The organism is Desulfomarina sp. (assembly GCF_054039375.1).
In genome coordinates this window covers 19,307-37,572 of record NZ_JBPLBA010000114.1, presented here as the reverse complement: position 1 = coordinate 37,572, position 18,266 = coordinate 19,307, and the positions used below count along the sequence as shown (strand labels likewise).

Below are 18,266 nucleotides of genomic sequence, written 5' to 3'. Positions count from 1 at the left end.
ATGGCGTGTGAATCACGGCACCTGTCTGGTGCAGCTTATCGCAGAAAACGGTACTGGCAGAGGTTCAAGAGAAACAGAAGAGGTTACTTCAGTCTGGTGATATTTCTGTTGCTCTTTGTCAGCAGTGGCTTTGCTGAACTGATCAGCAATGATGCTCCTCTGCTTGTGCACTACCAGGGCAGATTTTATTTCCCTGTGTTTATATCATATCCCGAGACCGTTTTCGGAGGAGATTTTGAAACGGAAACCGATTACAAGGATCCCTGTTTTCGGAAACTTGTTGAAGGGCCTGGGAATTATGTGATATTTCCACCAGTTCAACACGACTATAATTCCATCAATTTTTATATTGATGCCCCCCTGCCTTCCCCGCCGACAAAGGAAAATCTGCTGGGAACCGATGACCGGGGCAGGGATGTTCTGGCCAGGCTTATTTATGGATTTCGTCTGAGTGTTCTTTTCGGTCTTGTTTTGACTCTGGCCGGCAGTTTTTTTGGTATTCTCGTGGGGAGCGTGCAGGGCTTTTTCGGGGGGCGTGTTGATCTTATTGTTCAGCGAATCATTGAAATATGGGGCGCAATGCCCGAGCTTTACCTCCTTATTATTTTTGCGTCGCTTTTTCAGCCTTCAATTTTTCTCCTTTTTCTCCTGTTGTCTCTTTTCAGTTGGATGGGTTTGTCTGATTATGTAAGAGCCGAATTCCTGCGGGGCAGAAACATGGAGTATGTCAAGGCTGCCCGGGCCCTCGGAGTTTCCAACATTGCCATAATGTGGCGACATCTCCTGCCGAACAGCATGACTCCGGTCATAACGTTTCTGCCTTTCAGGGTTTCTGCGTCGATTCTTGCCTTGACCAGTCTTGATTTTCTTGGACTTGGTGTCCCTCCATCCACTCCAAGTCTTGGCGAGCTTCTTGCAGAGGGAAAAAACAATATTGATGCCTGGTGGCTTTCCATGTCATCTTTTTTTGTGCTTGTTTTGACCCTTGTTCTTTTGATCTTCATAGGAGAAGCCTTGCGGGATACTTTTGATCCAAGGAAGGGAGAGTCGATCAGTGAATAAATACAACCCCTGTTCGTGTGTAAAATTTACCTGCCGGGTAATTTTTGCTTTCTTTAGAAGAATTTCATTTGAAGGATGAAGTTTAAGTATATTGACATATAGGAATATTGATCTATATATGGTGCTTGTGAGCAATTATGAAAGATGAGCACAAAGCCGCTACGGATTCAGGATAATGTATACTCAAGACAGAACTTCCGGCATGAAACCAATTAGAACAAACCCGTTGGGAAATCTTGGCAATACCGGACTGTATATCATGGCCGATCTGGGTAGGATGACCCTGTTTCTGGGCAAAGCTTTCCGGGGAATTTTCAGGAGACCATTCAGATTCAGGGAATTGCTCAGGCAGATAAATTTTATTGGTGTCGGTTCGCTGGCCGTTATTTTTTTTACCGCTGCTTCCACGGGAATGGTGCTTGGCCTGCAGGGATATTATTCATTAAATAAATTTGGTGCTGAAGGGATGCTGGGTTCTGCGGTCTCACTCACCCTGATAATGGAGCTTGGTCCGGTACTTACAGCCCTGATGGTGGCGGGCAGGGCAGGGTCTGCTATGTGTGCCGAGCTTGGCATCATGCGGATATCGGAACAGATTGATGCTCTTGAATGTATGGCAGTGGACCCTTTTCGATATTTTATTACGCCCAAGTTTCTGGCAATACTCATCTCTCTGCCTCTGTTGACGGTTATTTTTGATGTGGTGGGGATTGCCGGAGGATATGTGGCAGGAGTTTCGTTGATGGATGTCAATCCGGGAAGTTATATTGAAGGGATGCGTTCAAGCGTTACAAACCATGATATTCAGCTTGGAATTATAAAATCGTTTGTGTTTGCCCTGCTGGTTGTCTGGATCTGTACCGGCAGGGGGTATTTTGTCAGGGAAATCAGGGGTGCTGGTTTTGGTGCGGAAAGTGTCAGCAGAGTGACGACCCAGGCTGTAGTCCTTTCCTCTATTTCTGTTCTTGTTTTTGATTATCTTCTTACCGCGGTACTTCTCTGATGACTTCGGCTATTGAGTTTATAGATGTTACGAAATCGTTCAGCAAAAAAGACGGTTCCGTTCAGACCGTACTTGATGGGGTCAGTTTTTCCATTCCGAAGGGGCAGACGACAGTTATTGCCGGTGGAAGTGGCCAGGGAAAAAGTGTTACTTTAAAACTTATTCTTGGTCTGATGCGGGCTGACAGCGGGCAGGTTCTGGTGAAGGGTACTGATGTGACCAGGACTAAAGGAAAAGAACTGGAGAGGCTGCGCACTCACTTCGGTGTTCTTTTCCAGGGATCCGCTCTCTTTGATTCGCTTACTGTTTTTGAAAATGTAGCTCTGCCCCTCAGGGAGAGAACACAGAAGTTGGAAGAAGAGATAAGGGAACTGGTCATGACTACCCTGGCCCAGCTTGAGTTGTCGGGGCATGAAGAGAAATATCCGGCACAGTTGAGCGGGGGAATGCGAAAACGTGTCGGCCTTGCCAGGGCCATGCAGCTCAATCCTGAGATTATGCTCTTTGATGAGCCGACAACCGGGCTTGATCCTGTTATGTCTCAGGAAATATATCATCTCTTTGCCAGGACACAGGCGGAGTTCGGTTTTACTTCAGTTATTGTCAGTCACGATATTCCCAAAATCTTTAATCTGGCGGATCGGGTTATTATCCTGGAACGAGGGAAAATGGATGTGTTCAGCAGTCCTGAAGAAATTCAATGGTCGGAAAAACCACATATTCAGGAATTTGTGAAAATGACCATGGGCGATATTTATCAAAGTCATCTGGTGGAAAAATGAAAAACAGTACTCTTGAAATCCTGGTCGGGTTATTTATGATTATCGGTTTCTGTGCCTTTGGTTACCTTGCCCTGCAGCTTGGGGAAGTTTCTTTTCTGACCAGTGGGTCAACTTATACGATCAAGGCGGAATTTGATAATGTTGCCGGAGTGAAAAAGGGGGCTTCGGTACAGGTTGCCGGAGTACCTGTGGGCAGTGTCGCGGATATTTCCCTCGGGGAAGATGATGTCGCCGTGTTAACTTTACAGCTTGATAACGATCTGCAGGTTCCAACTGATTCCATGGCTTCTGTAAAATCCCAGGGAATCATAGGGGATAAATATATTCAGCTGAGTCTCGGGGGAGAGGAGGAAATGTTCAAACCTGGGGATATCCTGCGGGAGACTGAATCCTCCCTTGATATAGAATCATTGATCTCCAAATTTGCTTTTGGCAGTGCAAAATAATGATTAGTTACAATAACTTGTAGTGATACTTGTAAATGGTGAGAATAATGAGAAGAATGATCTGTCAGTTTCTGCTGGTTTCATTGTTGATGTGTTCCAGTGCCACGGCCGCAGATAAAAGCCCGACCGAAGCGTTGAAACCCGTTCTGGATGAATTGACGACCATACTGGTTGATACATCTCTGAAAGGTGATGAACATCGGGCCGAGAGGCGAAGCAAAATAATGGAAGTGATAAGCCATGGTTTTGATTTTAAGGAAATGTCCAAGAGAATACTTGGTAAAACCTGGCGCAGGATAGATGATTCCCAGAGAGTGTATTTTACCCGGCTCATCAAAAAACTTCTTGAAAATGTGTATATAGGAAAGCTTGAAAGCTATTCAGGGCAGGAAATTGAGTTCAAAGCGGAGATCATAAAAGGCAGGAGGGCCCAGGTTTCCACCGTTATAGAGAATAAGGGAGTAAAAATTCCGGTTCATTATATTATGAAACAGGTGGACAATCGCTGGATGGTCTATGATATTAATATTGAAGGTGTCAGTCTCGTGCGGAATTATCAGCAGCAGTTCAAGCCGATTCTGCGCAAGGAAAAATTTGAGGGGCTGATCAAGGTGCTGGAGGAAAAGAATAATTCTTTCCTCAGGGAAAAGTGATAAACAGATGCAGTATACCTGCTTTTCCAGTATTTGTGCACCTGCTGCAGATTTTCACAGGCTCTTTTATTCGCAAGTGCTTTTGGCCGTGGGGGGATAAAAGGGACAATGAAAAGCCGGCTGCCTGTGAGCAGTTATGCATTAATTCGCACGGATCCCGGAGTAAATAAAGAATGAATAAACCGGAAAAGGATCTGCAGAATCTTTTTTTCAGGGATTTTCCCCCTGAAAAAAAAGGATTTTTGTTTTCTCTGCTGGACGAAATATCCTTGGATGAAGGTGATATCCTTTTTTCCGCCGGACAACAGGGAGATGGGATTTTTTTTATTGCCGAAGGCCGGCTTGCCGTTCAAGAAAGAACCGGTTTTGCGGAGAGAACTCAGGTTGTTGCCCTGCTGGAGCGGGGCGCACCAGTGGGTGAAGGTGCTCTTTTGCCTGGCCATATCCACAGTGCTACCCTGCTGGCAGTAAAAAAAACCAGAATTTTCACCCTTTCACGAAAACGTTATCTTCAGTTAAAAGAGGCCGATCCAGAACTGGCTGTGGAGTTGCTGGAGTTCGTGTTTGCCAGAACCTGCCTGCGACTGCAGAAGAGTTCTGAGCGTCTTTCCCGGGTTCTTTGACACCTGAATCCTGCACTTCAGAGGTAATAAAATCATAGAGTTGCTATCCCTGTGACCAATTACATTGAACGGTCATGCTCCCAGGTGTATGAAAAGATGGTGAAGCCGGCCGAAAAGTGTTGGGAGATCCGAAAAGAGTGAATTTTTTCCGGGAGTGAATTTTTTTCTGGCGATTATTCCTTAAATTGATTATTTTTTCTTTCTTTTGTTTCGGATACATTCCTCATCGCTATTTGATTGATTTATGAAGCTGGTCGTTGAGAAAATAACCACAGAGCCTGATTATTATACAATCAGCAGTGAGGATTGGGTCCCTTTTCCGGAGCGAAGTATAGATTTTTCCGCCCGATTGGCGGTTACCGTCTATCGTCAAATCGATGAGTCGGTGATCCTGAAAGGGAAGATTGAAGGGGACTGGACAGTGAGTTGTGACAGGTGTGGCGAACGGGTTCAGCACCGCTTGTCAGGTGACTTCTTTTACCAGGGTATTCTTCGCGGAGAAACTGTTTTTGAAACCGGGGAGAAAGAGGTCCTCGCTGAGGATGTAAATATCCTGTATCTGGAAGAATCTTTTATTGATCTTTTTGAAATTCTGCAGGAACAGGTGTATCTTGCATTACCTGTCAGGGTCCTGTGCAGGGAAGATTGCAAAGGGATGTGTCCGCAATGTGGTGTGATTCTCAATGATGCCGATTGCAGGTGCTTATCGGATACGGTGGACTCTCCCTTCGCTGTTTTAAAAAAAATCTGTAAATAACGAAAAAGATAAAACGGTATGTTTTCATACCTGATTGGAGGATAAAATGGCATTACCTAAAAGAAGGCATTCTCGCTCACGTACCAGAAAAAGACGTTCCCATGATGCCTTGAAAGCCCCGGGACTTTCAGTTTGTGGTGAATGTGGTGAACCTAAAGAACCGCACAGACTGTGCGGCAGCTGCGGAAAATATAAAGGCAGAACTGTTTACAGTTTTGACACCGATCTGGAATAGGAGAGTGCTGTGCAAATAGCCCTGGACGCCATGGCCGGAGACCATGGCCCTGAGGACTTGATTGCTGGAGCACTGCTCGCCGCTGAACAGGCCGGGTTGGAAGTAAGTCTTGTTGGGGATGAACATCTTCTTCGGGACTATGTTGACAAGCTGGTACCTGCACCCGAAATATCGGAGCTTATAAAAATTGTTCATGCATCTCAGGTTATTGAGATGAATGAGCATCCTGTTGACGCAATCCGTAAGAAAAAGGATTCGTCGGTAATGGTGGCTTTTGATCTGTTGAAACAGGGTAAGGTTGAGGCCGTCGTCAGTGCCGGAAATTCAGGTGCGACAATGGCTGCTGGAGTGCGTAAGCTTGGGCGGTTAAACGGAGTTTGCCGTCCAGGAATAGCCTCTGTTTTTCCAACGTTGAAAAAACCGGTTATTCTTATGGATATCGGTGCTAATGTTGATTGTCGTCCCCAGCATCTCTTTCAGTTTGCGGTGATGGCATCATCTTTTTCACGTATCCTTGACATATCCAATCCCAGTGTGGGGCTTCTCACCATCGGGGAAGAAACAGGCAAAGGAAATAATCTTATTAAGGAGACGTTTCCTCTGTTGCAGAACAGCTCGCTGAATTTCATCGGCAATGTTGAAGGAAGAGATGTTTTTCAGGGGAATGTGGATGTCATTGTCTGTGACGGATTTGTTGGAAATATCTGCCTGAAAATCAGTGAGGGACTGGCTGAAGCCGCCATGATGATGCTCAGGGACGAAATCCTTAAATCCTGGACGGCAAAACTGGGTTACCTTCTTGCCCGTCCCGCCTTTCAAAGATTCAGGAAACGGGTGGACTACGCCACTTATGGTGGTGCGCCACTCCTCGGTCTTGCGGGTACCGGTATTATCTGTCATGGAAAGTCAAGCTCTGAAGCAATAAAAAACGCAATCATTGAAGCCTCAAAAATGGTAAAGCATAATATTAATCAAGATATCCAGCGTAGTCTCAATTCTGAAGAAAACCGAGTATAAAGTGGAGATCGAATGGGAACTGTCGTATTGGGAACTGGATCCTGTTTACCCAAGAAAATACTGACCAATGCTGAGCTTGAGAGTATTGTTGAAACTAATGATGAGTGGATTCGAAGCCGGACGGGTATAGAAGCCAGGCGTATTGGTGGAAAAGGTGAAAAAGCTTATCAGCTTGCGGCGAATGCTGCCGGAAAAGCCCTTGAGGCTGCGGAAGTTTTGCCTGAGGAGCTGGATCTTGTGGTTGTGGGCACCATCAGTTCGCATATGCTTATGCCTTCTACCGCCTGTTTTGTTCAAGATGAAATTGGTGCCCGAAATGCCTTTGCTTATGACCTGAACGCCGCCTGTTCCGGTTTTCTCTATGGCTATGATCTTGCTGATAAATATATCCGGGCGGATCATACGAAAAAGATTCTTGTCATTGGTGTAGAGACATTATCGGCCAGATTGGACTGGACTGACAGAAACACCTGTATTCTGTTTGGTGATGGAGCTGGTGCCGCGGTTTTCGGCTACAGTGATTCCGACAGAGGACTTATTGATACACAGATGGGATCTGACGGCAGACTGTGGAATCTGTTATGTATGCATGCTCCCAAAAGCCTTAACCCCGATCTCGAAGTGAAGGATAATCCTGGTGCTCATATCCTGATGGAGGGCCGGGAAGTATTCAAGCATGCGGTAAGAGCCATGGAAGAAGCGGCCCGTGGGGTGTTGGAGAAAAATGGACTAGGTATGGCCGAGGTTGACTGTGTCATACCGCACCAGGCAAATATCCGGATATTGAAAAACCTGGCTGATCGCCTTGATATACCGCCGGAAAAGATGTTTGTAAATGTTTCCAAATACGGCAACACTTCAGCAGCATCAATTCCGATAGCATTGGATGAAGCAAACAGGGAAGGGTTCCTTGCTGTCGGCAAAACTGTACTATTCTGTTCGTTTGGAGGCGGATTTACCTGGGGAGCAGTCCTGACAAAGTGGTAAACAGGAGATTTTAAAATGGATTATTTTTTAACTGAAGAACAACAGATGATCGTTGATATTGCAAGACAGATCACTGATGAAAGAATTATACCAATCCGTGCAGAACTTGATGAAAAACACGAGTTTCCAAGAGCAATTCTCAATGAAATGGCCCAGGCGGATCTTTTCGGTGTTCCTATTCCTGAGGAATACGGAGGTTTTGGCGGAGGCTGTTTTGATATTGTCCTGATCCTTGAGCAGCTCAGTCGTGGCTGCGTGGGAGTGGGAACCGCGTTTGCCGCAAATTTCCTGGGTGCCTATCCTATTATCATAAGCGGCTCTGAAGAAATGAAACAGAAATATCTACCCGATATTGCCGTCGGAAAGAAATTTGCAGCTTTTGGCCTGACTGAAGCCAATGCCGGTTCAGATGCTTCTGGCATTCAGACTACTGCTGTTCTAGACGGGGATGAGTGGGTCATTAACGGCACCAAGCAGTGGATAACCAATGGTGGTGAGGCTCAGGTTTATTCCATCGTTGCCATTACAGATCGCAGCAAGGGGCCCCGTGGTGCTTCTATGTTCGTTATTGAGGAGGGTGATCCTGGTTTCAGCTGTGGTCCTAAAGAGAAAAAAATGGGTATCAGGGCTTCGTCAACAACGGAGCTTATATTTAAAGATTGCCGTATCCCCAAGGATCGGTTGATTGGGCGTAAGGGAACAGGTTTTATAACCGTTATGAAGACACTGGATCTTTCCAGGCCCGGTATTGCGGCTCTGGGGATAGGTCTGGCCCAGGGTGCTCTTGATGAAGCTGCACCGTATGCCAAACAGAGAAAACAGTTTGGCAGGCCGATTATCGGTTTTCAGGCTGTTCAGCATCTTCTTGCTGATATGGCTATCGGTATAGAATCAGCGAGAGCCCTGGTTTATGCCGCGGCAAAGCATATTCAGGCCCATCCCAGGGATATGTCGAAAGCTTCCTCCATTTGTAAGGTTCATGCAACTGATGTGGCGATGAAGGTGACAACTGATGCTGTTCAGGTTATGGGTGGATATGGTTATATGTGTGAATATCCAGTGGAAAAGATGATGAGGGATGCTAAAATACTTCAGATTTATGAGGGCACCAATCAAATCCAGAGAAATGTCATCGGTCAGGAGCTCAATAAGGAATACGCAAAATGACCTGCCGGATGACCATTAATTGCTTTTTTCTTAAAATAACAGAAGTGCGGTTCGGTATATGAATATAATTGTTTGTGTGAAGCAGGTGCCTGATGCCAAGGATGTTCGGCTGGACCCGGAGACGAACACTCTGGCGCGGGAAGGTGTTGAATCCATAATGAATCCCTATGACCAGCATGCTCTGGAAGAGGCGGTTCGCTTGAAGGAAGCTCACGGTGGAAAAGTGACCGTTCTTACCATGGGCCCCCCCCAGGCAGAAGATGTTCTGCGTCAGGCTGTCAGTTGTGGTGCGGACAAGGCTGTTCTGGTTTCCGACAGAGCCTTTGCCGGTGCGGACACATGGGCGACGGCTTATACTCTTTCTCAGGCAGTGCGGAAAACCGGAGAGTTTGATCTTATTCTTTGCGGGAAACAGGCTATTGATGGTGATACTGCTCAGGTGGGTCCGGGTTTGGCCCTGCGCCTGGATATTCCATATGTTACCTGCGCACAGAAAATCAGGGAAGTTGGACCTGATGTACTTGTTGTGGAAAGGATGATGGATGACGGGTATGATGTTGTTGAAATACGTCTTCCTGCATTACTCTCAGTTGTAAAGAACATCAATGAACCAAGAGTCCCTTCCCTGAAGGGAAAGATGAAGGCTAGAAAAATTGATATCATCAGTCTGAGCGCTGAAGATATTGGAGCTGACAGCAAATGCATTGGTTTACCCGGATCACCGACGCAGGTGGTGAATGTGTTTCCACCACCGGCGAGGGGAGATAAGGCTATCCTTACGGGGACACTCGATGAACAGATAGAACAACTTGTAGAAAAACTGGTCCCGTTTTTTCAGCAAGGCGGAAATCAATAATTATGTTAAAAGTAAACGAAGAACTCTGTATAGGTTGCGGAATCTGTGAGGAAAACTGTCCTTTTGCTGCAATCAACATAGAAAATGGCTGTGCAGTTATTGGCGAGAATTGTACACTCTGCGGTTCCTGTGTGGAAAGTTGCGAGGTTGAGGCTCTGAGTCTGGACGTTGATAAAGAAGCCAAAACCGACATTACAGACTGGAAGGGAGTGCAGGTGTTTTGTGAATTCAGGGCAGGGGAGCTGGCCCCCGTATCTCTTGAACTGCTCGGTATAGGACGAACTCTTGCTGACAAACTTGGTGTACAGCTGTCTGCAGTTCTTCTTGGACATGGAACAGGAAATATTGCGGATGAACTGATCGGCTATGGTGCCGATATTGTTTACCGAACAGATCATGAGTCACTGGCTGAATTCACTGATGAAAGGTACTGTTCAGTTCTCACTTCGATCATAAAAAAATATAAGCCGGAGATTGTTCTGGCTGGTGCGACGGCGATTGGACGTTCTTTTATTCCGGGTGTTGCCACTGTGTTGAATGCGGGCCTGACGGCAGACTGTACCCGGCTTGAAATTCGTGAAAAGGATGGGGCCCTTTTACAGACAAGACCGGCTTTTGGTGGAAATATCATGGCAACCATTGTCTGTGAGTCATCCCGTCCTCAGATGTCAACAGTTCGACCAAAGGTGATGAAAGCCCTTGAGTTTGATGAATCCCGCAAGGGTGAAATCATCGATATTGATCCGGCCCCTTCATTATTGGAAAGCCGGGTCAGGGTACTGGAAACGGTGGCATCCCAAGGGGCTGAAGTGAATATCCAGGAAGCGGATATCCTTGTTTCAGGCGGCAGAGGGCTTGAAAGTGAAAAAGGGTTTGAGCTGATAAGAAAGCTGGCTGATGTTATGGGAGCAAAAGTCTCGGCGTCAAGGGCTGTTGTCGATGCAGGGTGGATTCCATATCCTCATCAGGTTGGCCAGACCGGCAAAACCGTGGCTCCAAAACTGTATATTGCCTGCGGTATCTCAGGTGCCGTCCAGCATGTGGCTGGAATGCAGTCTACTGAAACCATTGTAGCGATAAACAGGGATAAAAATGCATCCATATTTGATATTGCAGACTATGGTATAGTGGGGGATCTGTTCGAAGTGGTTCCGAAGTTGATTAAAAAAATTGAGGAGCGTCGCTGATATGGAGCTTGAGGGAAAAGTTGCGGTAGTAACCGGTGGAAGCAGAGGAATAGGCAGGGCTATATGTATACGACTAGCCTCCATGGGCGCTCTTGTGTATATCAATTATGTCAGTAGAGCCGAAGCTGCACGACAGACGCAGAAAGAGATTCTTGAAAATGGTGGCAAGGCTGAAATTATCGGATTCAATGTTGCCGATGGGTCGGAAGTCACTGATGCCTTCAGAAAAATCGTGAAGGAAGCCGGGAAAGTTGACATACTCGTGAATAATGCCGGTATTACAAGAGACGGATTGATGGCCCGAATGAAGGAAGCCGACTGGGATGCAGTACTTGATACTAACCTGAAAGGAGTATTTCTCTGCTCAAAAGCAGTATCAAAAACGATGATGAAAAAGAGATGGGGACGTATTGTCAATATCTCCTCGGTTTCAGGTTTTGCCGGCAATCCGGGACAGGTGAACTACTCTGCTGCAAAAGCCGGGTTGATCGGCTTGACTAAATCTGTTGCCAGGGAATACGGTTCACGAAATATCACTGTAAACAGTGTGGCCCCCGGCTATATTGAAACAGAAATGACAGATCTTTTAAGTGCAGACGTGAAAGAACAGTTGACAAGTGAAATACCTCTCAACTGTCTGGGCTCAACTGATGATGTGGCCGGAGCCGTTGCTTTTCTCGTTTCAGAGGACGGCAGGTACATCACAGGGCAGACTCTTCATGTGAATGGTGGCATGTATATGTAGTTTGATTTTAAGGTCACCCTTAAGAATAAAAAGAAAAAATTAGGAGAAAAACAAATGGCTATTGAGCAGGAAATGATAGATATAATCGTTGAGCAGTTAAGCGTTGAAAAAGAAAAAGTAGTGCCGGATGCCTCTTTCGTTGATGATCTTGGTGCTGATTCACTTGATCTTGTTGAACTGATCATGGCGATGGAAGAAGGTTTTGATATTGAAATTCCTGATGAGGATGCAGAGGGTATTTCTACTGTTCAGGATGCAATTGATTACGTCAATAAACAGAAAGGGTAAATACCTTTGATTGGGTGGCAATATCAATATCCTTCTGCCTGTTTTCCTGTTTTTGAAAATTGAGCTCCAACAATTACCAAAACAGATATACAGTGTCTGCCCGGAAACGTGATTTTTTTTATATCCTGGTGCAGGGGAAATTATACCACAGGAATATATTCAATATTCCCGGAGTCTCGTCAATGATGAAATGACAAACAAGATAAGTCAGAACAGCGTTGACGGGACAATAGGATGAAATCCGGTCTGCGATGGAGAGGTTGAACAAACAGGCCGTTTCCTGACGGGCACTATTTTATGGATATTGCAGGATATTGAAGCTTACTCGGATCGTATACCCCGATTCGGTTTAATCACGAGAAGGGCATATAAGGAGAAGCTATAGTGAAGCGAAGAGTTGTAGTTACAGGACTCGGGCTGGTTACTCCATTGGGAACCGGGCTGGAAAAAAGTTGGAACAACATATGCTCGGGTAAGAGCGGGATAGATCTGATTACCCGGTTCGATGTCAGTAATTATGGTGTGCAGATTGCCGCTGAAGTCAAAGATTTTAACTCAAATGATTTTATGGACAAGAAACAGGTCAAGCACCTAGACCTGTTTGTGCAGTATGGAATTGCTGCTGCCATGATGGCCATGCAAGACAGTGGTTTTGAAGTCACTGAGGAGAATTGTGAGCGAATCGGTGTCATAACCGGATGTGGCATGGGTGGGTTGCCGACCATTGAGAAATATCACAAGGTGTGTCTGGAGCGTGGACCAAAAAGGATCACCCCGTTTTTTATTCCAATGGTTATACCCAATATGCCGTCAGGGCATATTTCAATGGTATTGAAAACTAAAGGTCCGAATCTGACGCTGACTACCGCCTGTGCTGCAGGAACTCATGCGGTGGGAGAGGCATACAGGCATATCAAGTATGGCAGCAGTGATATGGTGATCACCGGGGGAACCGAAGCAGTTGTATGTCCTCTGGGAATCAGTGGTTTTGCCGCGATGAAAGCCTTGTCGGTGAGAAATGACTCACCGCAGGAAGCCTCGCGTCCCTTTGATCAAGACCGGGACGGGTTTGTCATGGCTGAAGGTGCCGGAATGCTGGTGCTGGAGGAATATGAACAGGCTCTTGCGCGTGGAGCCCGGATTTATGCGGAAGTAACGGGGTATGGTTTGAGCAGTGATGCTTATCATATTGCTGCGCCGCCTGAAAACGGTGAAGGCGGGGCAAGGGCAATGAAAGTAGCCTTGCAGGACGCGGGATATACACCAGACAGGGTCGACTATATCAATGCCCATGGAACTTCAACGCCTCTCAATGACAGGTGTGAGACGATTGCAATAAAAACCGTTTTTGGCGATCATGCAAAATCTCTGGCCATCAGTTCCACCAAGTCGATGACTGGTCATATGCTGGGTGCGGCTGGAGGGATTGAGTCTGTGTTTACTGCACTCAGTGTAAGTGATCAAATAGCCCCGCCGACAATTAATTTAAAAAACCCAAGCCCGGAATGTGATCTGGATTATGTACCGAACGAGGCCAGAAAAATAAAAATTAGAGCAGCAATGTCGAATTCATTTGGTTTTGGCGGGACAAATGCAGCAATTATTATGAGTCGGTTTGACGGAGCCTGAGTCCGTGAATAGATGGACCTAAAGGGAGAAGAGTGAATTTTTGAAATACGCCTGATAAAACAGGCGCATCCCCCCGGTCTTGCAAGTTGCAGGCTGAGTTTTGTTCGTAATTAAAACAAGTTATCAAAAACATTATAAAGCTGTTACATGTCCAGGGACAAATGATCAGGGATGCTGAAGGAAGTGATAAACGGAGAAAACAGTGAGAATTGTTATTGGTGCTGATCATGGCGGTTTTAACTTGAAAGAGGCTCTTAAAACTTTCCTGGCCGATGAACACCATGAAATTATCGATGTTGGCTGCAGTTCTACAAATTCAGTTGATTATCCTGATTTCGCAGAAAAAGCGGTCCATGCATTTAATGAAAAACTATGTGACTTTGGTATTCTGATATGTGGTACAGGTATCGGCATGTCCATTGCCGCCAACAGGCATCGTGAAATTCGTGCTGCCAACTGTCATACCAAACAGCTCACTGTTTTAAGCCGGGAGCATAATAATGCTAATTTTCTTTGCCTTGGGGCAAGAGTGATTGACGAAGCTCTTGCCCTGGAACTGGTGGATGTGTGGCTGAAATCTGAATTTACTGGAGGACGCCATCAGCGTCGGATTGAAAAATTCAGTGATTTGTCAGCATAGAGAAAAATTGTAATTACTCATTGGGCAATTACGCAATAATTCGTAGATAGTGTTTATCCAGAAATGTTGATTTTTGTTCGAGATCAAGACCACGGGAAATTTTACCGCAGGCATATAATTGATATCGGAGTCTACGCTTACCTCCGAGGATAAAATTTTTCGGGCAATGCTGGTATCGGGCAAAAGATCAAGTATGGACAGGCACTAGATAAGGATTCTGGGGCGTTTATATATACCCTTTTCGTTTGATCTGTAGTGGAAAATCCTGTTTTTTGACAGCCTCTTGTCGATTTTGGATAATGGCATTTATTCCTAAATCTTCATGAAAGCCGAGATTGCGTTTGCAAGATCGGCTTTTTTTATTGTATGTTCCCATGGTAATATTGCCTTATCCGGGTGTTCGCAAATGTTGTGTCAAATTCAGCAAATGATCATTTTTCATAGACACCCTCGACCAAGGTAGAACAGGACTTTTGTGCTCTGTTTTGCTCTAAGTTAAAGATATTGGTCCTGAGGTAATGAAATCATTGAGTTGTTGTCGGCTTTCATACACATAGAGTTCTTAATCCTGCGAGTAGTTACGCTGAAAGTTTCGAATTCGGTGGTATTAGATCATGAACTTCAGAAAAACTTCAGGAGGAATAGATGAAATGTCCATACTGTGGTCATCTCGATAACCGTGTTATTGATTCACGTTTGAATAAAGATGCCTCTATTACCCGGAGAAGAAGAGCCTGCCTTTCCTGTGACCAGCGTTTTACAACCTATGAACGTCTGGAGGTAATGGTTCCCATGCTGGTGAAAAAAGATGGTAGAAGAGAGGCATGGGACAGACAGAAACTTGTTATCGGATTGGAAAAAGCCTGTGAAAAACGACCTGTGAGTCGCGATATGATTGACGAGTTTGTGGATGAGATTGAGCATAAACTTCAAGATTACGGGAAAAAGGAAATTCCGTCAAAAGATGTTGGAGAGTGGGTAATGCAGAATCTCCAGGATCTTGATGAGGTTGCCTATGTCAGATTTGCCTCAGTTTATCGCCAGTTTAAAGATGTAAACGAGTTTATGAAGGAACTGAAAAATATATTGAATGAAAGGGGAGAAATTGAATCAGAGTAAGGATATTCATTTTATGCGCCTTGCATTGCAGGAAGCCCTCAGAGGAGAAGGCCGGACCTCGCCAAACCCTTGTGTCGGAGCAGTAATTACAAAGGATGACAGGGTTATTTCCAAAGGATATCACAAAAAAGCCGGTACTCCCCATGCAGAAATAAATGCGATCAGAAATGCGACTGAATCCCTGATCGGAACGACAATGTATGTTACTCTGGAACCCTGCAGCCATAAAGGAAGAACGGGTCCCTGTGTCGAAGCGATTGTGGAAAATCATATTACCAGGGTAGTGGTCGGTATGGAGGACCCTAATCCGCTTGTCAATGGTAAAGGTATAGACTTTCTGCGGGCAAATGGTGTTGAAGTCGTGTCTGAAATATGCCGGGATGAATGCAGGGAAATCAACAGGCCGTTTATAAAGCATATTAAAAGCGGACTGCCGTTTGTTGTTATGAAAGCCGGGGTCAGCCTGGATGGCAGGCTGAATTACCTGAAGGGTCATAGCGGGTGGATTACAGGCAGGGAAACCAGGGAAGCTGTGCATGGAATCCGGAACAGGATAGATGCCATCATGGTTGGGCGTGGAACGATTGATATTGATGACCCCTCTCTGACGACTCGACTTTCAGGGGAAAGAGGAAGAGATCCTGTGCGGATTATTCTGGATACAAATCTGCTGACTTCTCCAGATGCAAGAGTTTATAATCTGCAGTCTCCTGCAATGACATGGGTTTTCTGTTCCGATACCCTTTCAAAGGAACAAATGGAAAAAAAGGAAAAATTCAGTAATGCAAATGTGGTGATAAAGTCAGTTGCATGCAGGGGAGGCAGTCTTGATCTCAGAGAAGTTCTAAAAGTGCTCGGTCAAGAGGGTATCTGTTCCGTACTTGTTGAGGGAGGAGCTCGATTGCATGGTGCATTTCTTTCAGAGAAGCTGTTTGATTCTGTCAATCTTTTTATCGCACCCGTGTTTGCCGGTGAAAACGGAGTAGCGTTGACTGGAGGGTACAGCGCAGAGGATCGAGATATGGCTGTAAAGTTGAATAACCTCAGTTACAAGCGTTACGGTAGTGATATCATGGTCGTTGGTGACGTCGTTTACCCTTGATAAAGACACCGATTTACGATGAAATTCAGTCGGCTTGTTCTCTTTTTGAAAAAACAGTCTTGATATCCTGAATTAATCGTGTGCATTCTTCTTTGTTCTGAAAAAATAATGTTAACCTCAGGGTGTCTTTTTCAAAAGACGGGCTGTGATTGAGTTGAAAACCTGCAGGGAGATCAAGAGATTTTGTGAATGCTTTGAACTCATTTTCGGCTTTTGCGGAGGCAGGGGTGAGTTGTGTTTCAAGCAGCATAGTGAGATGATGGGCTTTTTGAGGAGGGTTCATTTCTTCATGCTCAAGAATTGCCGTAATCTCATTGTCTTTCAGATAATCTGATATGGACTGTTGGTGTCTTTTACTGAGATCCCTTAATGCATAAAGGATTTTTTTCTGTTTTCCTGCCCCCACGCCCAGCATCCTGAAAAGAGAGACAATAGCCTGACGATCAGGTTTTTCACGGATATTCAATAATTCCATCACGATTTTTTCCTGCAGGAGTCCTTCGTAAATATCAGTCAGGACTTCTTTTCCCAGAGACAGGACTTCCAGTATTTTTGAGATCGAATTAAAAGACCTGGGCAGAGCAAGCAATGGAAGAAAATGACTGATAATTTCCCGTTCAGGAATATTCTCCACTGCGATTTCAAGAAATCGTGCTTTTTCGGCAATAGAGAGCTGACCTGAACAGGCCTGTTCCTCTAGGATGATCCTCAGGATTGATTGTATATGTAGCCTGTCTGGCAGGATAAAACAGCCAATGGTTTTCTGTTTGAGGAATTTCCGTGTGATTGCGATTCTGGCATTGCCGGTAACAGTATCAAAAACACCATTTCCTGTTTGCTGGAGAATAGGCGGATGGAGTACTCCGGTTTGCAGAATGGAGTTTTTCAGCTCATCGCTATATGATTCCTTTTTCCATGGATGAAGGTTCCATTTTTTTGAAATAGATATGCTTGAGAAGGCAACATGCTGGTAAGAAAACACTGGAAGTTGGGGGATGGACATGAATATGGAAAGTAACTGATTGTGAAGTTGTTAATTAAATAATGACAGATAAAGTCGTTGCCTCTGTGAGTGGTTATGTTTTTTTAACACGACGTCACAGGAGAATGGAAAATGCTCATCATGTTTAATATGCGGTGTGTTTAAGTTTTCCTGTTTTTTGATCTCGAATGAAAATCATGAAAAAAATACCCTGGATAGCAGATGCAACCTCTATCCAGGGTAGAACCAGACTGGGAGAGAAAAAAATCAGATAGAACTATGATGCATTAATTTTATCTCTCAGAATCCCAGATGGTTTGAAGGTTACGACACGTCTGGCTTCAAGTGTCAATTCTGCGCCCGTCTGAGGATTACGTCCTCTTCTGGCATTTTTATCTTTAACATTAAATTTGCCAAAGCCGCTCAGAAGGAGATCGGAGCCATTTATTAATGAGTTTTTGGAAATTCTTAGAAAAGCCTCTACAGAATCTGTTGCCTGGGCTTTTGTCAATCCCTCATGATTCTTGTAAACCTGCTGGACAAGATCTGCTTTGGTCAGTGTCATACATTCCTCCCTCGTTAGCTGTATTTATGGCCATCTTGAAAATTGCCTTTTTGCACGGTTTCTGCAGTACAGGAAAATGAAAAAATTTCGCATATGCTTAACACTATGCGTCTTTTAATTTCTATGTTCCTGACTTCGGCCGAAAATTTTATTTTTCCAGGCACAGTTGTATCTTCTTGTCGGTCTGGAAAAATCTGCTTTCAGAGTGTATCTGAAACTTTAATGGACAATGTGTATATTTACCTGTTCCACAGTAAACTACCACCGTAATTTCTCTGGTTGGTGATATTGTAAAAAACATATTTTCACATACCCTACTGCAATGATATCCTTTCAAAAAAGAATGTCAAATATATAATCGACGATAAAGTATTATATTGTTGTCTTTAATAGATTCGGATCATTCCGAAAAATTGTCCTT

At 44.9% G+C, this 18,266-nt stretch carries 21 protein-coding genes; 19 read left to right on the top strand and 2 right to left on the bottom strand.

From position 1 onward, the window contains the following. From ACXLDX_RS06470 to ribD, 19 genes are all read left to right on the top strand, one after another. Positions 1 to 1,062 carry an ABC transporter permease gene (locus ACXLDX_RS06470; protein ID WP_457576372.1) on the top strand — a complete coding sequence of 354 codons (1,062 nt, stop codon included), beginning with the start codon at positions 1 to 3 and terminating at the stop codon, positions 1,060 to 1,062. Between the two features lie 202 nt (positions 1,063 to 1,264). After that, the gene (locus tag ACXLDX_RS06465) at positions 1,265 to 2,065 is read left to right on the top strand and encodes an MlaE family ABC transporter permease (RefSeq protein WP_457576371.1); all 801 of its coding nucleotides are present in this window, start codon (positions 1,265 to 1,267) and stop codon (positions 2,063 to 2,065) included. After that, entirely contained in the window at positions 2,065 to 2,847 is a 783-nt protein-coding gene (locus ACXLDX_RS06460) for an ABC transporter ATP-binding protein (protein ID WP_457576370.1), read from the top strand. Before ACXLDX_RS06465 ends, ACXLDX_RS06460 begins: the two co-directional genes overlap by 1 nt. Then, entirely contained in the window at positions 2,844 to 3,293 is a 450-nt protein-coding gene (mlaD, locus tag ACXLDX_RS06455; protein ID WP_457576369.1) for an outer membrane lipid asymmetry maintenance protein MlaD, read from the top strand. Before ACXLDX_RS06460 ends, mlaD begins: the two co-directional genes overlap by 4 nt. A 47-nt stretch (positions 3,294 to 3,340) precedes the next feature. Next, on the top strand, positions 3,341 to 3,946 hold the full coding sequence (locus ACXLDX_RS06450; protein ID WP_457576368.1) for an MlaC/ttg2D family ABC transporter substrate-binding protein: 606 nt from the start codon (positions 3,341 to 3,343) through the stop codon (positions 3,944 to 3,946). A gap of 173 nt (positions 3,947 to 4,119) precedes the next feature. Continuing rightward, positions 4,120 to 4,569, top strand: coding sequence for a Crp/Fnr family transcriptional regulator (locus ACXLDX_RS06445; protein ID WP_457576367.1), 450 nt, complete (start codon positions 4,120 to 4,122; stop codon positions 4,567 to 4,569). A gap of 244 nt (positions 4,570 to 4,813) precedes the next feature. Continuing rightward, positions 4,814 to 5,326 (top strand): DUF177 domain-containing protein, encoded by a 513-nt coding sequence (locus tag ACXLDX_RS06440; protein WP_457576366.1) that lies wholly within the window; start codon positions 4,814 to 4,816, stop codon positions 5,324 to 5,326. A gap of 46 nt (positions 5,327 to 5,372) precedes the next feature. Further along, on the top strand, positions 5,373 to 5,561 hold the full coding sequence (rpmF, locus tag ACXLDX_RS06435) for a 50S ribosomal protein L32 (protein ID WP_228856539.1): 189 nt from the start codon (positions 5,373 to 5,375) through the stop codon (positions 5,559 to 5,561). Positions 5,562 to 5,570: 9 nt separating this feature from the next. Then, positions 5,571 to 6,578 (top strand): phosphate acyltransferase PlsX, encoded by a 1,008-nt coding sequence (gene plsX, locus ACXLDX_RS06430; protein WP_457576365.1) that lies wholly within the window; start codon positions 5,571 to 5,573, stop codon positions 6,576 to 6,578. Between the two features lie 12 nt (positions 6,579 to 6,590). Then, the gene (locus tag ACXLDX_RS06425; protein ID WP_457576364.1) at positions 6,591 to 7,565 is read left to right on the top strand and encodes a beta-ketoacyl-ACP synthase III; all 975 of its coding nucleotides are present in this window, start codon (positions 6,591 to 6,593) and stop codon (positions 7,563 to 7,565) included. Positions 7,566 to 7,580: 15 nt separating this feature from the next. Then, positions 7,581 to 8,732: an acyl-CoA dehydrogenase family protein gene (locus tag ACXLDX_RS06420; protein WP_457576363.1), complete on the top strand. Its 1,152-nt coding sequence runs from the start codon at positions 7,581 to 7,583 to the stop codon at positions 8,730 to 8,732. A gap of 58 nt (positions 8,733 to 8,790) precedes the next feature. Continuing rightward, a complete protein-coding gene (locus tag ACXLDX_RS06415; protein WP_457576362.1) occupies positions 8,791 to 9,588 on the top strand; it encodes an electron transfer flavoprotein subunit beta/FixA family protein in 798 nt (265 codons plus the stop codon). Continuing rightward, positions 9,588 to 10,775, top strand: a complete 1,188-nt coding sequence (locus ACXLDX_RS06410) for an FAD-binding protein (RefSeq protein WP_457576417.1) — start codon at positions 9,588 to 9,590, stop codon at positions 10,773 to 10,775. Before ACXLDX_RS06415 ends, ACXLDX_RS06410 begins: the two co-directional genes overlap by 1 nt. Before the next feature lies 1 nt (position 10,776). Next, positions 10,777 to 11,520, top strand: a complete 744-nt coding sequence (gene fabG, locus ACXLDX_RS06405; RefSeq protein ID WP_457576361.1) for a 3-oxoacyl-[acyl-carrier-protein] reductase — start codon at positions 10,777 to 10,779, stop codon at positions 11,518 to 11,520. 54 nt (positions 11,521 to 11,574) lie between these two features. Continuing rightward, positions 11,575 to 11,808, top strand: a complete 234-nt coding sequence (acpP, locus tag ACXLDX_RS06400; protein ID WP_457576360.1) for an acyl carrier protein — start codon at positions 11,575 to 11,577, stop codon at positions 11,806 to 11,808. A 384-nt stretch (positions 11,809 to 12,192) separates the two neighbouring features. Then, positions 12,193 to 13,437, top strand: coding sequence for a beta-ketoacyl-ACP synthase II (fabF, locus tag ACXLDX_RS06395; RefSeq protein WP_457576359.1), 1,245 nt, complete (start codon positions 12,193 to 12,195; stop codon positions 13,435 to 13,437). A 202-nt stretch (positions 13,438 to 13,639) separates the two neighbouring features. Continuing rightward, entirely contained in the window at positions 13,640 to 14,077 is a 438-nt protein-coding gene (gene rpiB, locus ACXLDX_RS06390; protein WP_457576358.1) for a ribose 5-phosphate isomerase B, read from the top strand. 645 nt (positions 14,078 to 14,722) lie between these two features. Beyond that, positions 14,723 to 15,196, top strand: a complete 474-nt coding sequence (gene nrdR, locus ACXLDX_RS06385) for a transcriptional regulator NrdR (RefSeq protein WP_228856547.1) — start codon at positions 14,723 to 14,725, stop codon at positions 15,194 to 15,196. Further along, a complete protein-coding gene (gene ribD / locus ACXLDX_RS06380; protein ID WP_457576357.1) occupies positions 15,183 to 16,298 on the top strand; it encodes a bifunctional diaminohydroxyphosphoribosylaminopyrimidine deaminase/5-amino-6-(5-phosphoribosylamino)uracil reductase RibD in 1,116 nt (371 codons plus the stop codon). The genes nrdR and ribD overlap by 14 nt, the downstream gene beginning before the upstream one ends. Positions 16,299 to 16,323: 25 nt before the next feature. Here ribD and ACXLDX_RS06375 read toward each other — a convergent pair whose 3' ends face one another. Both ACXLDX_RS06375 and ACXLDX_RS06370 read right to left on the bottom strand, forming a co-directional pair. Continuing rightward, a complete protein-coding gene (locus tag ACXLDX_RS06375; protein ID WP_457576356.1) occupies positions 16,324 to 17,301 on the bottom strand; it encodes a ParB/RepB/Spo0J family partition protein in 978 nt (325 codons plus the stop codon). 256 nt (positions 17,302 to 17,557) lie between these two features. Further along, positions 17,558 to 17,845 carry an integration host factor subunit alpha gene (locus ACXLDX_RS06370; protein ID WP_228856550.1) on the bottom strand — a complete coding sequence of 96 codons (288 nt, stop codon included), beginning with the start codon at positions 17,843 to 17,845 and terminating at the stop codon, positions 17,558 to 17,560. Between the last annotated feature and the right edge of the window lie 421 nt (positions 17,846 to 18,266).